This is a genomic window from Nocardioides zeae (assembly GCF_010686755.1).
GTDB classification, from domain to species: domain Bacteria; phylum Actinomycetota; class Actinomycetes; order Propionibacteriales; family Nocardioidaceae; genus Nocardioides; species Nocardioides zeae.
This window is the reverse complement of record NZ_JAAGXA010000007.1, coordinates 197,121-212,315: the sequence shown is the minus strand read 5'-3', so window position 1 is coordinate 212,315 and position 15,195 is coordinate 197,121. Positions and strand designations below refer to the sequence as shown.

Genomic DNA, 15,195 nt, shown 5'->3' with positions numbered 1-15,195 from the left:
CACAGAAACCGCGGTGTCGCGATTTCCCGGCGGGTCCGGTGTCCGTTACAGTCGGGCGCTGACTTCCCGAGGACCGAATGCAGGGTGCCCCCGCGCCCCGCAGAAGAACGAGGAACAAGAGGTACATGGGCAACCACCGAGCAGATCACCGCGGCTCCCGCCGCCTCGGTGGATCGACCTCTGGTGACGCAGCCCGCCCCGTCGGAGGAAAGCGCGCGGCCCGCCCCGAGCCGCGTCGCCGCGCCACGACGGTCGAGCGGAGCATCACCCCCGAGACCACCACCCCCGCGACCACCACCCCCGCGACCCCGTCCGCGGCGGTCCCCGCCGTCGCGACCCCCGCCGTCGCGACCCCCGCCACCGTGCTCCCGAGGCACGACGGCACGCGGTTCGAGGACACGACGCTGACGCTCCCGGCCGTCACGGCGAGCATCCCGACCCCCACGACGTACGACGTGCGTGGCTACGCGGCGCAGGCCCGCGCCGAGGCGAAGGCCGAGGCGCGCGCCCAGACCGCCGCCGCCCGCGCGACCGAGCCGGGCCGCCGCCGCGCCGTCAAGGAGCCGAAGCCCGCCGCCACCGGCACCGGCTTCCGCCTCCCCGTCCGTCCCTCCGGTCCCGTGCTCGCGGGCGTGGCGGTGCTCGCCATCTCGACCGGCGGTGCGCTCACCGCCGGCGGCGCGGGCACCTCGACGGACGTCGACCAGGCCACGACGCAGGTCAGCGCCAGCGGCGCGATGTCCGGCACGACGGTGGCCTCGAGCGGTGACCTCCTCACGGAGCGCAACCGGGCCGTGAGCCGCGACTCGCAGCGCGACGCGCTCGAGGACGCGACGGTCGACGAGGCCCAGCTCCAGCAGACCGAGGCGATGGCGGAGCGGCGGGCCACCGCGATGAGCGCGCTCGGTCAGGCCGCCCAGGCCGAGGCCCAGCGCGTCGCCGCGAACGCCTGGGTGCTGCCCGTGGCGAGCTACCGGCTCACCAACCGCTTCGGCCAGGCGGAGTCCTACTACGCGTCGGGCTACCACACGGGCCTCGACTTCGCGGCCCCGTCGGGCACGACCATCAAGGCCGTCGCCGGTGGCCGCGTGACCCAGGCGGGCTACAACGGCAGCTACGGCAACAAGACCGTCATCACGCTCGATGACGGCACGGAGATGTGGTACGCCCACCAGTCCTCCATCGCCGTCTCCGTCGGCGACACGGTCGCGGCCGGCGACGTGATCGGCTACGTCGGCTCGACCGGCAACAGCACGGGCCCGCACCTGCACCTCGAGGTCCGCCCCGGCGCCGGTGACCCCGTCGACCCGTACGCCGCGCTCCAGCAGAACGGCGTCACCCCCTGATCCTTCGCTCGACGGGACAGCCCCTGACGTTTCCGATCACCTGGATCGATCCAGGTGGTCGGAAACGTCAGGGACTGTCGCGTTGACGGGGCGACACCGCCCGCGGTCAGAGCTTCTCGACCGGCGCGTAGCGCAGCAGCAGGCGCTTGACGCCGCTGCTGCCGAAGTCGATCGACGCGACGGCCTTGTCCGCGGCGCCCTCGACGGTGACGACCGTGCCCATGCCGAACGTGTCGTGGACGACGCGGTCCCCGGGCGCCAGGTTCGGCACCTCGCGGTTCTTCTTGGCCTTGGCGGCCGCGTCGGCACGGGCGGCGGCCGCCGAGAAGTTGCGTCGGCCCGCCGGGGTGGGCGCGCCGAGCGGCGTGGAGCCCGAGCGCGACGCGCCGGACCACGAGGAGCCGAGGTCGGGGCGGTTCCACGTCGTCATCGCGGCGGCGGTGCGTCGCCAGTCGACGAGCGTCGCCGGCAGCTCGTCGAGGAACCGCGACGCCGGGTTGTGGGACGGTGCGCCCCAGGCGGACCGCACGACGGCCCGCGACAGGTACAACCGCTCGCGCGCCCGGGTCAGCCCGACGTAGGCCAGGCGACGCTCCTCCTCCAGCTCCTTGCGGTCCCCGAGGGCGCGCATGTGGGGGAAGACCCCGTCCTCCATGCCGCTGAGGAAGACCACGGGGAACTCCAGGCCCTTGGCGGTGTGGAGCGTCATCAGCGTGACGACGCCGTCACCGCCGTCGTCGTCGGGGATCTGGTCGGCGTCGGCCACGAGCGCGACCCGTTCGAGGAAGTCGCGGAGGCCCGGCTGCACCGCGCCCGCCTCGACGTCGTCGGGGTCGGCCGACGGACCCGCCTGGGGGTCGTCCGCGAACTCCCGGGCCACGGCCACCAGCTCGGCGAGGTTCTCCACGCGCGTGTGGTCCTGCGGGTCGTCGGACTCCTCCAGCTCGGCCAGGTAGCCCGACCGGTCGAGCGCCGCCTCGAGGATCACGTCGGGGCGCTCGTCGGCCGCCACCATCTCCTGGAGCTCCTCGACCACGTCGACGAAGCCGCGGATGGCCTTGACCGAGCGCGACGCGATGCCGTCGGCCCGGTGGGCGACCCGCAGGGCCTCCCAGTACGTCGTGCCCTCGCGCGCCGCCAGCGCTGCCACGCACGCCTGCGCCCGGTCGCCGATCCCCCGCTTCGGGGTGTTGACCACCCGGCGCAGCGAGATCTCGTCGGCCGGGTTGGCGAGCAGCCGCAGGTAGGCCAGCGCGTCGCGGACCTCCTTGCGCTCGTAGAACCGCACGCCCCCGACCACCTTGTAGGGCAGCCCGACGCGCACGAAGATCTCCTCGAAGACGCGCGACTGCGCGTTGGTGCGGTAGAACACCGCGACGTCGCAGGCCCGCACGCCGTGCTCGTCGGTGAGCTTGTCGATCTCGTCGGCGACGAACCGGGCCTCGTCGTGCTCGTCGTCCGCCACGTAGCCGACGATCGGCTCACCGTCACCCGCGTCGGACCACAGCCGCTTCGGCTTGCGGCCCTCGTTGTTGCCGATCACCGCGTTCGCGGCGGTGAGGATCGTCTGGGTGGAGCGGTAGTTCTGTTCGAGCAGCACGGTCGAGGCGTTCGGGAAGTCCTGCTCGAAGTCGAGGATGTTGCGGATGTTGGCGCCACGGAACGCGTAGATCGACTGGTCGGCGTCGCCCACCACCATGAGCTCGCTCGGCGGCACGCGCTCCCCGCCGGACCCGCCGGCGTCACCCGGCGCCGCGGCGCCCGCCAGCACCGAGTCGCGGGCGGCCTCGGGGTCGTCGGCGCACAGCTGGTGGATCAACGCGTACTGCGCGTGGTTGGTGTCCTGGTACTCGTCCACGAGCACGTGCCGGAACCGTCGCCGGTAGACCTCACGGACCTCCGGGTACGCCGCGAAGAGGTGCACCGTGAGCATGATCAGGTCGTCGAAGTCCAGCGCGTTCGCCGCCTGCAGGCGCTTCTGGTACTCCGCGTAGGCCGACGCGTAGGCCTGCTCGACGCCGTTGTCGGCCTCGGCGGTCGCCTGCTCGGCGTCCTTCAGCTCGTTCTTCGCGTTGGACACCCACGTCAGCACGGCGCGCGGCTGGTAGCGCTTCGGGTCGAGGTCCAGGTCGTTGAGCACCAGGGTCATCAGGCGCTGGGAGTCGGCCGCGTCGTAGATCGAGAAGCTCGAGGAGAACCCCAGCCGGTCGATCTCCTTGCGGAGGATGCGCACGCAGGCCGAGTGGAAGGTCGAGACCCACATGACGCGGGCGCGCCGCCCGACGAGCGCCTCGACGCGCTCCTTCATCTCGGCGGCGGCCTTGTTGGTGAACGTGATGGCCAGGATCGACCCCGGGTGGGCCTTGCGCTGGCTCACGAGCCACGCGATGCGGCGCGTCAGCACGCGGGTCTTCCCCGACCCCGCGCCGGCGACCACCAGCAGCGGGGCGCCTGCGTGCACGACCGCCTCGCGCTGCGGGTCGTTGAGCCCCTCGAGGAGCGCCTCGGCGCCCGTGCCGCTCGGCTGGTCCGACGCGTCCGCACCACCCGACGCGTCCGTCGCGCCACGGCCCGCGGCCGACGGCGTCGACGCGGTCGAGGGGGACGGCGTGGGGGGCAGGAGGTGCTCGAGGCCGGGGATCATGGAGGAGCTGCTCATCGTCGGACCAGCCTACGTCCGGGCGCCGACGTTCCTGGCCCCGGCGACCCCGACGGACGGGGGCGCCGGGGACCTGCTCAGAAGGTGTGGACGGGCGAGACGAAGATCGCGACGACGACCTCGACGATGCTCAGCGTCAGCAGGCCGAAGAACAGGCCGTCGGGGATCCGCGGCTTGCGCACGTTGGCCATGACGAGCACGAGCAGCACGAGCCCGATCGCGAACTTCACCGCGATCTTCACGTGGTCGACGTCCGCGTCGCCGGCCTCCAGGACGCCGACGAGCAGCAGCCCGGCCACGAAGGCCGTGCCGATGCCGTCGCGCACGGGGGGCGTGATCCGCTTCTCCTCGTCGCGCACCTGCGCGAGGAGGCCGCCGATGAGCGCGGCGAAGCCGAGCACGTGCAGGAGCAGGAGGACGAGCCGCAGGATCTCCACGGGACGGGACCCTACGGCGTGCGCCGCGGGCCCGGCCACGCACGTCGGCTCAGGAGCCGGGCAGCACCTCGAGCTCGATCTCGGGCGCGAGGCGGTAGGGCGCAGTGCCGAGCACCGCGCCGAGCACGCGCCGCATGCGCGAGACCTCGGCGCGGACGGTCACCTCGTGGGTGTCGTCGCCGAACAGGTCGCGGCTCAACGCCGCGGGCGTGAGGCCGGCCGGGCCGGCGGCGGCGACGCGCACCAGGATGTCGGCGTGCCGGCGGCTCAGCGCCCGACGCCACTGCTCGCCGCCCGAGGTCGCCTCCAGCAGCGGCTCCCCCCGCAGGTCGAGCCGCATGCGCAGCCGCCGCTCCGCCGCAGCCGGGCGCACCAGCCACCCGCCGTCGAGGCGCTCCGGCAGGCAGACGCCCAGGCCCGGCACGGCGACCGTGGTCTCGGCCCGCGGGGCGGCGATGCGGTCGCGCACGGCGATGCCCGAGCGGTGCGCCACCCAGCCGTCGTCGTCGACGACGAGGAGCGGGCCCGTCGACGTACCGATGACGTGGTCGCAGGAGCGGCGCAGCCGATCGAGGCGCTCGGCGTGCAGCTGCGCCAGGCGGGCCTCGGCGAGCCGGACCGCCGTCTCGACCAGGGCGGTGATCGCGGGGTGCATCGTCAGCGCCGGGCCGCTCACGTCGACGACACCGAGCAGGTCCCCGGTGCGCGGGTCGTGGAGCGGCATGGCGGTGCAGTACCAGGGGTGCTGCTGCGCCTCGAAGTGCTCGGCGGAGAAGAGCTGCACGGGCGCCTGCTCGGCCAGTGCGGTGCCGATCGCGTTGGTGCCCACCTGCGACTCCGACCAGAGCGCCCCCTCGCCGAAGCCGAGCGTGTCGGCCCGGCGGCGCACGGCGCTCGCCCCCTCGCGCCACAGGATGATCCCGTCCGCGTCGGTCACGACGAGGAGGAAGCGGGAGGCGTCGGCGACGCTCGCGAGCGCGCGGCGCAGGTCGTCGATGACGTCGGACAGCGGGGATCGCCGGCGCCGCGCCTCGACCTCCGCGAGGGGCAGCGGGTCGCGGGCGCCCGCCCCGTCCGGGTCGAGGCCGAGCTCGAGCATCCGCCGCCACGACCGGGCCACCACCGCGCGGGGCCGGGCCCCGGGCGCGAGGCGCGTGCCGCCGAGGACGGCGTCGTGCACCCGCCGCAGCTCGCGGGCGTGGACCGACAGGTCGGTCCCGGGTGCCACCGCGCTGAACCCCATGCCGCCTCCCGCTGCCGCGTGGCCCGCACCGCGTCGTACGGACCCCGGCAGCATAGGCGGGTGTCGTGACCGGGGTCACGGTGCAACGTGGCGCAACGCCCCGCAACGCCCCGCAACGCTTCCGCGGTCGAACCGGGGAGGCGTGTCCTGGGTCACACCTGATCGGAAGGAACAACCATGACCCAGATCGCCGAACGGCCCACCGACACGGGCCCGTCCGACCCCACGGCCCGCGCGACCGCCTGGTTCGACCGGTTCGAGGCCGCGCTCCGTGCCCGCGACGTCGCCGGCGCCGCCGAGCAGTTCGCGACCACGAGCTTCTGGCGCGACCTCGTCGCGTTCAGCTGGAACCTGACGACCGTCGAGGACCGGGCCGGCGTCGCGGACCTGCTCACCGCGACGCTCGAGGGCACCGACCCCCACGACTTCCGCCTCGGCGAGGACGCCACCGAGGAGGACGGCGTCGTCACGGCGTGGTTCGAGTTCGCCACCGCGACGGGCCGCGGCCGCGGTCTCGCCCGCCTGCGCGACGAGGACGGCCGTCTCGTCGCCTGGACCTTCCTGACGACGCTCTTCGAGCTCACCGGCCACGAGGAGCCGCGCGGCACCCGCCGCCCGATGGGAGCGGAGCACGGGGCGCAGCGCGACCGCCGCACGTGGAGCGAGAAGCGCCAGGAGGAGGCGGCGTCGCTCGGCTCGACGACGCAGCCGTACGTGCTCGTGATCGGTGGCGGGCAGGGCGGCATCGCGCTCGGCGCGCGGCTGCGTCAGCTCGGCGTGCCGAGCCTCGTCATCGACAAGCACCCGCGGCCCGGCGACCAGTGGCGCAGCCGCTACAAGTCGCTGTGCCTCCACGACCCGGTCTGGTACGACCACCTGCCCTACCTGAAGTTCCCCGACAACTGGCCGGTCTTCGCGCCGAAGGACAAGGTCGGGGACTGGCTGGAGTTCTACACGAAGGTGATGGAGGTGCCGTACTGGTCCTCCACGACCGCCACCGCCGCCTCCTACTCCGAGGAGACGGGCACCTGGACCGTCGAGGTGGAGCGGGAGGGCCAGCCGCTCACGCTGCAGCCGACCCAGCTCGTGCTCGCCACCGGCATGTCGGGCAAGCCCAACTGGCCCACCTTCGAGGGCCAGGACGTCTTCCGCGGCGAGCAGCAGCACTCCTCGCAGCACCCCGGCCCCGACGCCTACCGCGGCAAGAAGGTCGTCGTCATCGGCTCCAACAACTCGGCCTTCGACATCTGCGGCGCGCTGTGGGAGAACGACGCCGACGTGACGATGGTGCAGCGGTCCTCCACCCACCTCGTCAAGAGCGCCTCGCTCATGGAGATCGGCCTGGGTGACCTCTACTCGGAGCGTGCGCTCGCCGCGGGCGTCACCACGGAGAAGGCCGACCTCGTCTTCGCCTCGCTCCCCTACCGGATCATGCACGAGTTCCAGATCCCGCTCTACGACCGGATCCGGGAGCAGGACGCCGACTTCTACGCCCGCATGGAGGCCGCCGGCTTCGACCTCGACTTCGGGGCCGACGACTCGGGACTGTTCATGAAGTACCTGCGCCGCGGCTCCGGCTACTACATCGACGTGGGCGCCGCCGAGCTCGTCGCCGACGGCGAGGTGAAGCTCGCGAAGGGCGAGGTCTCCCACCTGACCGAGGACGCCGTCGTGCTCGAGGACGGCACGACGCTGCCGGCCGACCTCGTCGTCTACGCGACGGGCTACGGCTCGATGAACGGCTGGGCCGCCGACCTCATCAGCCCCGAGGTCGCCGACCGCGTCGGCAAGGTGTGGGGCCTCGGGTCCGACACCCCCAAGGACCCCGGCCCGTGGGAGGGCGAGCAGCGCAACATGTGGAAGCCCACCCAGCAGCCCGGCCTCTGGTTCCACGGCGGCAACCTGCACCAGTCGCGGCACTACTCGCTCTACCTCGCGCTCCAGCTCAAGGCGCGGTTCGAGGGCATCGCGACGCCGGTGTTCGCCCAGGCGGACGTGCACCACCGGTCCTGAGCCCGCACCGCCCGGCCGGGGGTACGACGCGGAGCCGCCCGCGGCGTACCCCCGGTCGGCGTCGGGACGGGTCCGCCGGTGCGGCGGGCCGGATCAGGCGCGGCGACGCTTGGGGGCCGGGCGCACGACGAGCACCGGGCACGGAGCGTACTGCTGCACCCGCTGCGCGGTGCTGCCCAGCAGCACGCGGTCGCTGAGCCCGCGGCCGCCGCTGGCCACGACGACGAGGCCCGCGTCGACCTGCTCGGCGACCTTGATGATCTCGTTGGCCGGCGACCCGGAGCGCACCTTGCGGTGCACCTTCGGGCCCCAGCCGTCGAAGACGGCCGCGATGACGTCGATCGACGCCTTGGCGGCGTCGCGGAAGCTCGCGACCGACGACGCCGCGTCCTCGCGGCCCGTCCCCGACAGCTCGTCGACGAACGAGACGGCCGCTAGCGGGCGCACGACCGCGAGCACCGTGACGGCGCTCAGGGCCTCCGGCGCGGCGAGGGCCCGCAGGTGCCGGGCGGCGGCGAGGGACTGCTTCGAGCCGTCGGTGGCGACGACGACGTGCATGCTCATCGGTGCTCCTCCCCCGTGCTCGTCGTGCTCGTGCTCGTGGTCCGGGCCGTGCCCGGCGGCGGCCGGGTCTCGCCCCGTCGACCGAAGAAGCGCTCCACGACGTACAGCAGCAGCCCGAGGGCGAGGAGGCCCGCGCACCAGAGCAGGGAGGTGGGGTCGTCGACGACGACGTAGACCAGCAGGCCCGCGTTGCCGACGATCCCGATCCCGAGCAGGGCGGTCGGCGCGCGGAAGGTGTCGGCCGGGCGCTCGTCGCGCCGCAGCACGAACGCGGCGACGATCACGAGGGCGTAGATGACGAGGGTGAAGACCACCGTGACGGTGGCGAGGCGCTCGACCACCCCGCTGGAGCCGCCGATGCCGGCCGCGTCGAGGGTGTGGCCGACCGCGAGGAGCGTCGTGACGACGAGCGCCGAGAAGACGAGCGCCACCCACGGGCTGCGGCGCGCGGCGTGGACCTTGGCGAAGACGCCGGGCACGACGTCCTCCCGGGCCATGCCGTAGAGGATGCGCGACTGGGTCACCAGCGCCACCAGGGTCGTGTTGGTGATCGCGACCATGGCGACGATGGCGAAGATCGTGGTCATCACCCCGACCGGCACCGGGATGATGTCGGCCTTGATCACCTCGAGCAGCGCGGCGTCGGACTCGGCCAGGGTGTCGATCGGCACCGTCAGGGCCGCGGTCATGGCGACGATCACGTAGATGATGCCGGCGCCGACCATGCCGCCGATGAGGGCGCGGGGGAAGTTCCGCGACGGGTCGACGGTCTCCTCCGCGACGTTGGCGGCGTTCTCGAAGCCCGTCATGGCGAAGAACGCCAGCGCGGCGCCGGCGACCACGGCGAAGACCGGACTGCCGTCGGTGTCGAACTGCACGAGCACCGAGAAGTCGGCCTCGCCGCGGCTCACGTACACGACGCCGATGAGCACCACGACCGCGAGGCCCGCGACCTCGACGAACGTCATCACCATGTTGGCGACCACCGACTCGGTGATGCCGATGAAGTTCACGACCGCCAGCGACGCCACGAAGATGACGGCGATGAGCAGCGGCGGCGGCAGCTCCCAGACCTGCGCGAAGTACGACGAGAAGCCGGTCGCCAGCGACCCCGCGGCCGCGAAGGTCGCCGACAGCATGCAGATCGTGATGATGAAGGTGAGGAACGGCCTGCGGAAGGCCTTGCTGACGTAGAGCGCCGCGCCGGCCGCCTGGGGGTGCTTCGTGACCAGCTCCGCGTACGCCAGACCGGTCAGCGTCGCGACCGTGACACCCGCGAGGAAGGCGAGCCAGAACGCTCCGCCGACCGCGGCCGCGACGGCGCCGATGAGCACGTAGATGCCGGAGCCGAGCACGTCGCCCAGCACGTAGAAGAAGAGCAGCCAGCCGGAGATCGACCGCTGGAGGTTGTCGTCGTCGAGCTCGGACGCGAGGTCGTGCACGTGCGCGGGGTCGGCCATGTCGTGCCTTCCGAGAGTCTGCTGACGGGGAGGTACCCACCGCGGAGGCAGGCACCCGTGGTGCAGACGGGCCACTGAACCCAGCGACACGACCCTTGTCAACCGTCCCGGTCGACCAGTCCGCTCCCCCTCGCCTCAGAGCAGGCGGCGGTCCGAGGCCCAGCGGGTCAGCTCGTGGCGCGAGGAGAGCTGCAGCTTGCGGAGCACGCTCGACATGTGGGTCTCGACGGTCTTCACCGAGATGAAGAGCTCCTTCGCGACCTCCTTGTAGGCGTATCCCCGGGCGATGAGGCGCATGACCTCCCGCTCGCGCTCGGAGAGCCGGTCGAGGTCGCTGTCGACCTCCGCGACCTGGATCGCACCGGCGAACGCGTCGAGCACGAACCCGGCGAGCCGCGGCGAGAACACCGCGTCGCCGTCGGCGACGCGACCGATGGCGTCGACCAGCTCGGCACCACTGATCGTCTTCGTGACGTAGCCCCGCGCTCCCCCGCGGATGGTGCCGATGACGTCCTCGGCGGCGTCGCTCACGCTGAGCGCCAGGAACCGGGTCCTCGGCGCGGTCGTCTGCGTGCGGCGGATGACCTCGACCCCGCCGCCCCCGGGCAGGTGCACGTCGAGCAGCACCACCGCGGGGCGCTCGCGCTCCACCGCGGCGACCGCGCTGTCCACGTCGGCCGCCTCGGCGACGACGGCCACCGCCGCCGGGGCCGCCGCCAGCTCGCTCCGCACCCCGGTGCGGAACATGTGGTGGTCGTCGACCACCACGACCCGCACCGGCCGTGGCGCCCCTCCCGGCTCGCCCGCCTGCTCCGCCCGGCCCGGTACGTCGCGTCCTGCGCCGCTCACTGTGCTCCCCTCCCTGCGGCGTCGATGCTCCCGACGCCCTGCTCCGGCTGTCCCGGCTGTCCCGGCTGCCCCGGCTGTCCCGCGTGATCGTCCGGCGCGGGCAGGTGCACCCGCACCTCGGTGCCCTCACCCGGCGCGGACCTGATCCGCGCCGTACCGCCGTGGCGGACCATGCGGTCCACGATGCTGCCGCGCACCCCGTGCCGGTCGGCGGGCAGGTCGTCGGGGTCGAAACCGGCACCGCGGTCCCGGACGAACACGTCCACCGCGCCTCCGAGCACCTCGACGTAGACGTCGACGCGACCCGTGCCCGCGTGCTTCGCCGCGTTGACGAGCGCCTCCCGGACCGCCGCCACGACCGGCTGCACCCGCTCCGACCAGGGCGCGTCGCCGACCGCGACGACCTCGACCTCGATGCCGTGGTCGTCCTCGACGGACGCGGCGACCGCACGCACGGCGGCCGCCAACGTCTCGGGAGCCGCCCCCGTGCCCGCTCCGGGGGCCCCGGGACGCTCCTCCGCGAACAACCAGGCCCGCAGGTCGCGCTCCTGGGCTCGGGCGAGCCGGGCCACGGTCGCGCCGTCACCGGCGTTCTTCTGGATGAGCGCCAGGGTCTGCAGCACCGAGTCGTGGAGGTGCGCGGCGACGTCGGCGCGCTCCTGGCTGCGGATCCGCTCCGTGCGCTCGTCGCCCAGGTCGCGCACCAGACGCGCGACCCAGGGTCCGACCACCACGGCGAGCCCGCCGATGCCGAGGAGCACCGCCAGCACCACCTCGCGCGCCGCCCCGATCCCGCCGTCGCGGAAGCCCAGCAGGAGCAGTCCCGCGCCGAGCAGGAGGACGCCGAGCGCGATCCGCGTCCAGGCCGCCCAGCCGCCCGACCCGAGCACCATCCCGACGGGGTCCATCCGCTCGGTGCGCTCGACCCACCGCTCGCGCTGCACCTCGTCGGCCTGGCGCCACAGCAGGGCCACGCCGCCGGCGACGAGCGCGACCGCCCAGACGAGGGCGCCCCGCCCCACCACAGCCTCGACGGCCAGGACGAGGCCGACCGAGAGCACTCCGACGACGATCGCGTCGCCGGTGCGTCCGGCGGGACGGCCGAGCAGGCCACGGGGGCGTCGCCCGTCCCGGACTGCGCCGGCCAGACCGGGGGCAGCAGCGGGGTCGCCGCCGACGGGGGCGGCGGGCAGGAAGAGCCAGTACGCGCCGTACAGCACCGCGCCCAGGCCCCCGAGCACCGTGGCGACGACGAAGCCGATCCGCAACGGCAGGACGGGGAGCCCGAGGTGGTCGGCGAGGCCGGCCGCCACGCCGCCGACGAGACCGCGCTCGAGGTCGCGGCCCGCACGGCGCGGCACGGGGAGCGGCGCGGGGAGCGGGGCACGGGTGGTCATGGTGCCGCCATCGTCACACGCCCGTCGGCGCCGGCACATCGGGACGAACCCCGAGCCGCCCCCGAGCCGGGGCCCCCTTCCCCGACGCGCCCCGACCGCACCCCTCGCCCCGGACCCGTCGGGACCGGGGCAGGATCAGGGGCGTCCCCGATGGTGGGGAGCCGCCCCGCCGACGACGCTGGATCCATGATGACGACACAGGACGGGCCCGACGCCGGGCCCCACGACAGCCAGTCCCCCGGCGCGTCCGGCGGTCCCCGCGTGGACGGCCGCGACATGCGCGACCTGAAGCGGCTGCGCCGCACGCGGGGCGACCGCTACCTCGCCGGCGTGGCCGGCGGCCTCGCCCGGCACTTCGACGTCGACCCCGTCGTGCCCCGGGTCGCGCTCGCCGTGCTGGTGCTCTTCGGGGGCAGCGGGCTGCTGCTCTACGGCGCGCTCTGGCTCCTGGTCCCCGCGGACGACACCGACGAGGCCGTCGTCGCGCTCGACGACCGCAGCCGCAACGTGGCGCTCCTCATCGCGACCGCGCTCGCGGGCCTCGCCCTCCTCGGCGACCTCGTCAGCGGCTGGGTGCCCTGGCCCCTGCTGTTCATCGGCCTCGTCGTGGCGCTCCTCGTCGGCCAGCACCAGCGCCGGTCCGAGGAGCGCGCGCGGAACTGGGCGTCCTACGCGATGCCCCACGTGCCGACCACCGCACCGGGCGACGCACCGGCGGCCCCTGCCTCGCCGTACGCCACAGGCTCGCCGTATGCCCCCGGCTCGCCGTACGCCCCGGGCTCGCCGTACGCCACGACGTACGGGCCCACCTCGCCGTACGCCGCGCCGCCGGCCGTGCCGCTCACGAAGGACCACGACGCCGCGGCTCCCGCGACGCCGTCCGCGGCGTCGTCGGTGCCGCCCGGCTCCTCGGTGCCGCCGGCGTACACCGTCCCGCCGGTCCCGCCCGTGCGCCGCCCCCGCAAGCCGGGTCCCCTCCTCTTCTGGTTCACCCTGGCGCTCGCGTCGCTCGGTGTCGGCGTGCTGGCGGTCGTCGACCTGGCGGGCGCGGACGTCACCGCGTCGGCGTACCCCGCCCTCGCCCTCGCCGTCGTCGGCGCCGTCCTCGTCGTGGGCTCGTTCTTCGGCCGCCCGGGCGGCCTGGTCCTGCTCGGGCTGGTGCTCGTCCCCGTCACGGCCCTGGCCCTCGTCGTCGAGAACGTGGCCGGTGCCCGCCTCGAGGTCCGGCCGACGCAGGCCGCGGCGCTGGGAGACCGCTACACGCTCGGTGCCGGCGAGACCACGATCGACCTGACGGGCGTGACGGACGTCCCCGCCCTGGAGGGTCGGCAGCTCACGGTGGAGAGCGGCGCCGGCCGGGTCGAGATCACGCTCCCCGACGGCCTGGACGCCATCGTCCGCACCGACGTCGGCCTGGGCTCCGTGCGGGTGCTCGACCGCACCAGCGACGGCCCGGGGCTGTCGCTCAACCAGGCGTACGACGCCCCCGGCACCACCGCCGGCGTGGACGAGGCGACGGCGCTGACGCTCGACGTGCGCCTCGGCCTCGGCGAGGTCGTGGTGGTGACCCGATGAGCGCGCACGAGCCGACCGCACCGATCACGCGCCGCACCCCCGAGGAGGACACCATGCGAGACGACCACCGCGACCACCGCGACACGTCACCCCTGACGGACCTGCTCGACGAGCCGCCCGCGCCCGACGCGGCGTCCCACCCCGGACCAGCAGCGCGATCGGGGTGGGCCGCCGGGCGCCACCCGGTCAACGTGGGCCACCTCGTGATGGGCATCGCGTTCCTCGGGCTCGCCGGGGTCTGGGCGCTGCTCGCGTCGGGCGCCGCGGACGCGAGCGACACCCGCTGGCTGCTGCCGATCCCGTGGCTCGCGGCGGGTGCCGCCGGGCTCGCCGCCACGGTGTGGCGACGCCCGGGCGCCGCCCGCGGCCGCTGACCTTCAGCGGCCGTGGCCGTGGCCGGGACGACGCTCGACCCACGCGTCGCGGGCCGCGACGACGACGTCCGGGTGGTCGGCGAAGAGCACGTCCACGCCGGCGTCGAGGAACGCCGTCGCCTCCGCGGCCAGGTCGCCGTGCGCGTCGGGGTCGGTCCCGACCCGGAAGTTCGTCGCCATGAACTGCTTCTCCGCCCGCAGGGTCCACACGACCACCTCGAGGCCGGCGCGGTGGGCGTCGCGCACCACGCTGCTGGGGCGGCCCGTGGCACCGGCCGCGTCGCGCGGCAGCACCCGGTCCTTGTGCGGGGCGAGCTGGTCGGCGTACCGCGCGACCCACCGCAGCCCGCCGCGCGTCAGCAGGTCGTCGTAGGTCACGTCGCTGCCGGCGGCCACGAGGTCGTACGGCGCGCCCGCGGCGTCCACGAGCTGCACCAGGCGCACGTCGGTGAGCTCGTCGAGCTCCTGGAGGTTGCCGACCTCGAAGGACTGCACCACGACGGGGTCCCGCTCGTCGTCGAGACCGTGCGCGTCGAGGAGCTCCACGAGCGGCTCCTCCAGGCTGAGGCCGATGGAGTCGAAGTAGGTCGGGTGCTTCGTCTCCGGCGCGACGCCGATCTCCCGGCCCGTCTCCTCCGACAGCTCGGCGGCCAGCTCCACGACCTCCTCGAGGGTCGGCACCGGGTAGCGCCCGTCGTACGCGGTGTTGCCCGGCCGCACCTCCGGGAGCCGCTCGACGGCCCGGAGGGTCCGCAGCTCGGCGAGCGTGAGGTCCTCGGTGAACCACCCGGTCACCGCACGTCCGTCGATGACCTTCGTGGTGCGGCGGTCGGCGAGCTCGGGGTGGTCGGCGACGTCGGTGGTGCCGGAGATCTCGTTCTCGTGGCGGGCGACCAGCACGCCGTCCTTCGTCGCCACGACGTCGGGCTCGATCATGTCGGCGCCCTGCGCGACCGCGAGCTCGTACGCCGCGAGCGTGTGCTCCGGGCGGTATCCCGACGCGCCGCGGTGGGCGATCACCTCCGGCTGGGCGTGCCGCCCGTGACCCGTCCCGTGCCCCGCGCCGTGACCGGGTCCCCGGTCACTGTCGGAGGCGGAGGCGGCGGCGGGTGCGGCAGCGGCGGCGGTCGCGGGGGCGAGAAGGCCGGCGCCGAGGCAGGTCGTGACGGCGGTGGCGAGCACCGTCGCGCGGATGCGGGGGAAGAGCGGGGTCCGAGAGGTCATGCGCGCCACCGAAACCGACGCCGGCGACGCCGGGCGGTCCCCCGCGTGGCTCGG

The 15,195-nt window shown here is 74.3% G+C and carries 12 protein-coding genes; 4 read left to right on the top strand and 8 right to left on the bottom strand.

Annotated features, from left to right (window positions below; genetic code table 11):
* Nucleotides 1–125 precede the first annotated feature (125 nt).
* Nucleotides 126–1,346: a M23 family metallopeptidase gene (locus G3T38_RS21200; RefSeq protein WP_206675859.1), complete on the top strand. Its 1,221-nt coding sequence runs from the start codon at nt 126–128 to the stop codon at nt 1,344–1,346.
* 106 nt (nt 1,347–1,452) lie between these two features.
* Here G3T38_RS21200 and pcrA read toward each other — a convergent pair whose 3' ends face one another.
* The 3 genes from pcrA to G3T38_RS12020 all read right to left on the bottom strand — a co-directional run bounded on the left by pcrA (nt 1,453) and on the right by G3T38_RS12020 (nt 5,670).
* Nucleotides 1,453–4,005 (bottom strand): DNA helicase PcrA, encoded by a 2,553-nt coding sequence (pcrA, locus tag G3T38_RS12030; RefSeq protein ID WP_174267894.1) that lies wholly within the window; start codon nt 4,003–4,005, stop codon nt 1,453–1,455.
* A 77-nt stretch (nt 4,006–4,082) separates the two neighbouring features.
* Nucleotides 4,083–4,442, bottom strand: a complete 360-nt coding sequence (locus G3T38_RS12025; RefSeq protein ID WP_163772534.1) for a hypothetical protein — start codon at nt 4,440–4,442, stop codon at nt 4,083–4,085.
* A 49-nt stretch (nt 4,443–4,491) separates the two neighbouring features.
* Entirely contained in the window at nt 4,492–5,670 is a 1,179-nt protein-coding gene (locus tag G3T38_RS12020) for a GAF domain-containing protein (protein WP_338037612.1), read from the bottom strand.
* Nucleotides 5,671–5,862: 192 nt separating this feature from the next.
* On the opposite strand from G3T38_RS12020, the gene G3T38_RS12015 reads away from it, so the two are divergent.
* Nucleotides 5,863–7,698: an NAD(P)/FAD-dependent oxidoreductase gene (locus G3T38_RS12015; protein ID WP_163772532.1), complete on the top strand. Its 1,836-nt coding sequence runs from the start codon at nt 5,863–5,865 to the stop codon at nt 7,696–7,698.
* A 93-nt stretch (nt 7,699–7,791) separates the two neighbouring features.
* Here the strand turns inward: G3T38_RS12015 and G3T38_RS12010 are convergent, their stop codons facing one another.
* From G3T38_RS12010 to G3T38_RS11995, 4 genes are all read right to left on the bottom strand, one after another.
* Nucleotides 7,792–8,262 carry a universal stress protein gene (locus G3T38_RS12010; RefSeq protein WP_206675858.1) on the bottom strand — a complete coding sequence of 157 codons (471 nt, stop codon included), beginning with the start codon at nt 8,260–8,262 and terminating at the stop codon, nt 7,792–7,794.
* A complete protein-coding gene (locus G3T38_RS12005; RefSeq protein ID WP_163772531.1) occupies nt 8,259–9,722 on the bottom strand; it encodes an APC family permease in 1,464 nt (487 codons plus the stop codon). The genes G3T38_RS12010 and G3T38_RS12005 overlap by 4 nt, the downstream gene beginning before the upstream one ends.
* 135 nt (nt 9,723–9,857) lie before the next feature.
* Entirely contained in the window at nt 9,858–10,499 is a 642-nt protein-coding gene (locus G3T38_RS12000; RefSeq protein ID WP_420846805.1) for a response regulator, read from the bottom strand.
* A gap of 68 nt (nt 10,500–10,567) precedes the next feature.
* Complete coding sequence (locus G3T38_RS11995; RefSeq protein ID WP_163772529.1) at nt 10,568–11,968, bottom strand: ATP-binding protein; 1,401 nt, start codon at nt 11,966–11,968, stop codon at nt 10,568–10,570.
* Between the two features lie 186 nt (nt 11,969–12,154).
* On the opposite strand from G3T38_RS11995, the gene G3T38_RS11990 reads away from it, so the two are divergent.
* On the top strand, nt 12,155–13,543 hold the full coding sequence (locus tag G3T38_RS11990; RefSeq protein WP_163772528.1) for a PspC domain-containing protein: 1,389 nt from the start codon (nt 12,155–12,157) through the stop codon (nt 13,541–13,543).
* A 53-nt stretch (nt 13,544–13,596) separates the two neighbouring features.
* The gene (locus G3T38_RS11985; protein WP_163772527.1) at nt 13,597–13,917 is read left to right on the top strand and encodes a hypothetical protein; all 321 of its coding nucleotides are present in this window, start codon (nt 13,597–13,599) and stop codon (nt 13,915–13,917) included.
* A 3-nt stretch (nt 13,918–13,920) separates the two neighbouring features.
* On the opposite strand, the gene G3T38_RS11980 is transcribed toward G3T38_RS11985, so the two are convergent.
* Nucleotides 13,921–15,141 carry a glycerophosphodiester phosphodiesterase gene (locus tag G3T38_RS11980; RefSeq protein ID WP_163772526.1) on the bottom strand — a complete coding sequence of 407 codons (1,221 nt, stop codon included), beginning with the start codon at nt 15,139–15,141 and terminating at the stop codon, nt 13,921–13,923.
* Nucleotides 15,142–15,195 lie beyond the last annotated feature (54 nt).

Excerpts from the sequence above, each read along its gene's own strand:
- G3T38_RS11990 (WP_163772528.1), top strand. The coding sequence starts at position 12,155 with ATGATGACGACACAGGACGGGCCCGACGCCGGGCCCCACGACAGCCAG.
- G3T38_RS21200 (WP_206675859.1), top strand. The coding sequence starts at position 126 with ATGGGCAACCACCGAGCAGATCACCGCGGCTCCCGCCGCCTCGGTGGA.
- G3T38_RS11980 (WP_163772526.1), bottom strand. The coding sequence starts at position 15,141 with ATGACCTCTCGGACCCCGCTCTTCCCCCGCATCCGCGCGACGGTGCTC.
- G3T38_RS11985 (WP_163772527.1), top strand. The coding sequence starts at position 13,597 with ATGCGAGACGACCACCGCGACCACCGCGACACGTCACCCCTGACGGAC.
- G3T38_RS12010 (WP_206675858.1), bottom strand. The coding sequence starts at position 8,262 with ATGAGCATGCACGTCGTCGTCGCCACCGACGGCTCGAAGCAGTCCCTC.
- pcrA (WP_174267894.1), bottom strand. The coding sequence starts at position 4,005 with ATGAGCAGCTCCTCCATGATCCCCGGCCTCGAGCACCTCCTGCCCCCC.
- G3T38_RS12015 (WP_163772532.1), top strand. The coding sequence starts at position 5,863 with ATGACCCAGATCGCCGAACGGCCCACCGACACGGGCCCGTCCGACCCC.
- G3T38_RS12005 (WP_163772531.1), bottom strand. The coding sequence starts at position 9,722 with ATGGCCGACCCCGCGCACGTGCACGACCTCGCGTCCGAGCTCGACGAC.
- G3T38_RS11995 (WP_163772529.1), bottom strand. The coding sequence starts at position 11,968 with ATGACCACCCGTGCCCCGCTCCCCGCGCCGCTCCCCGTGCCGCGCCGT.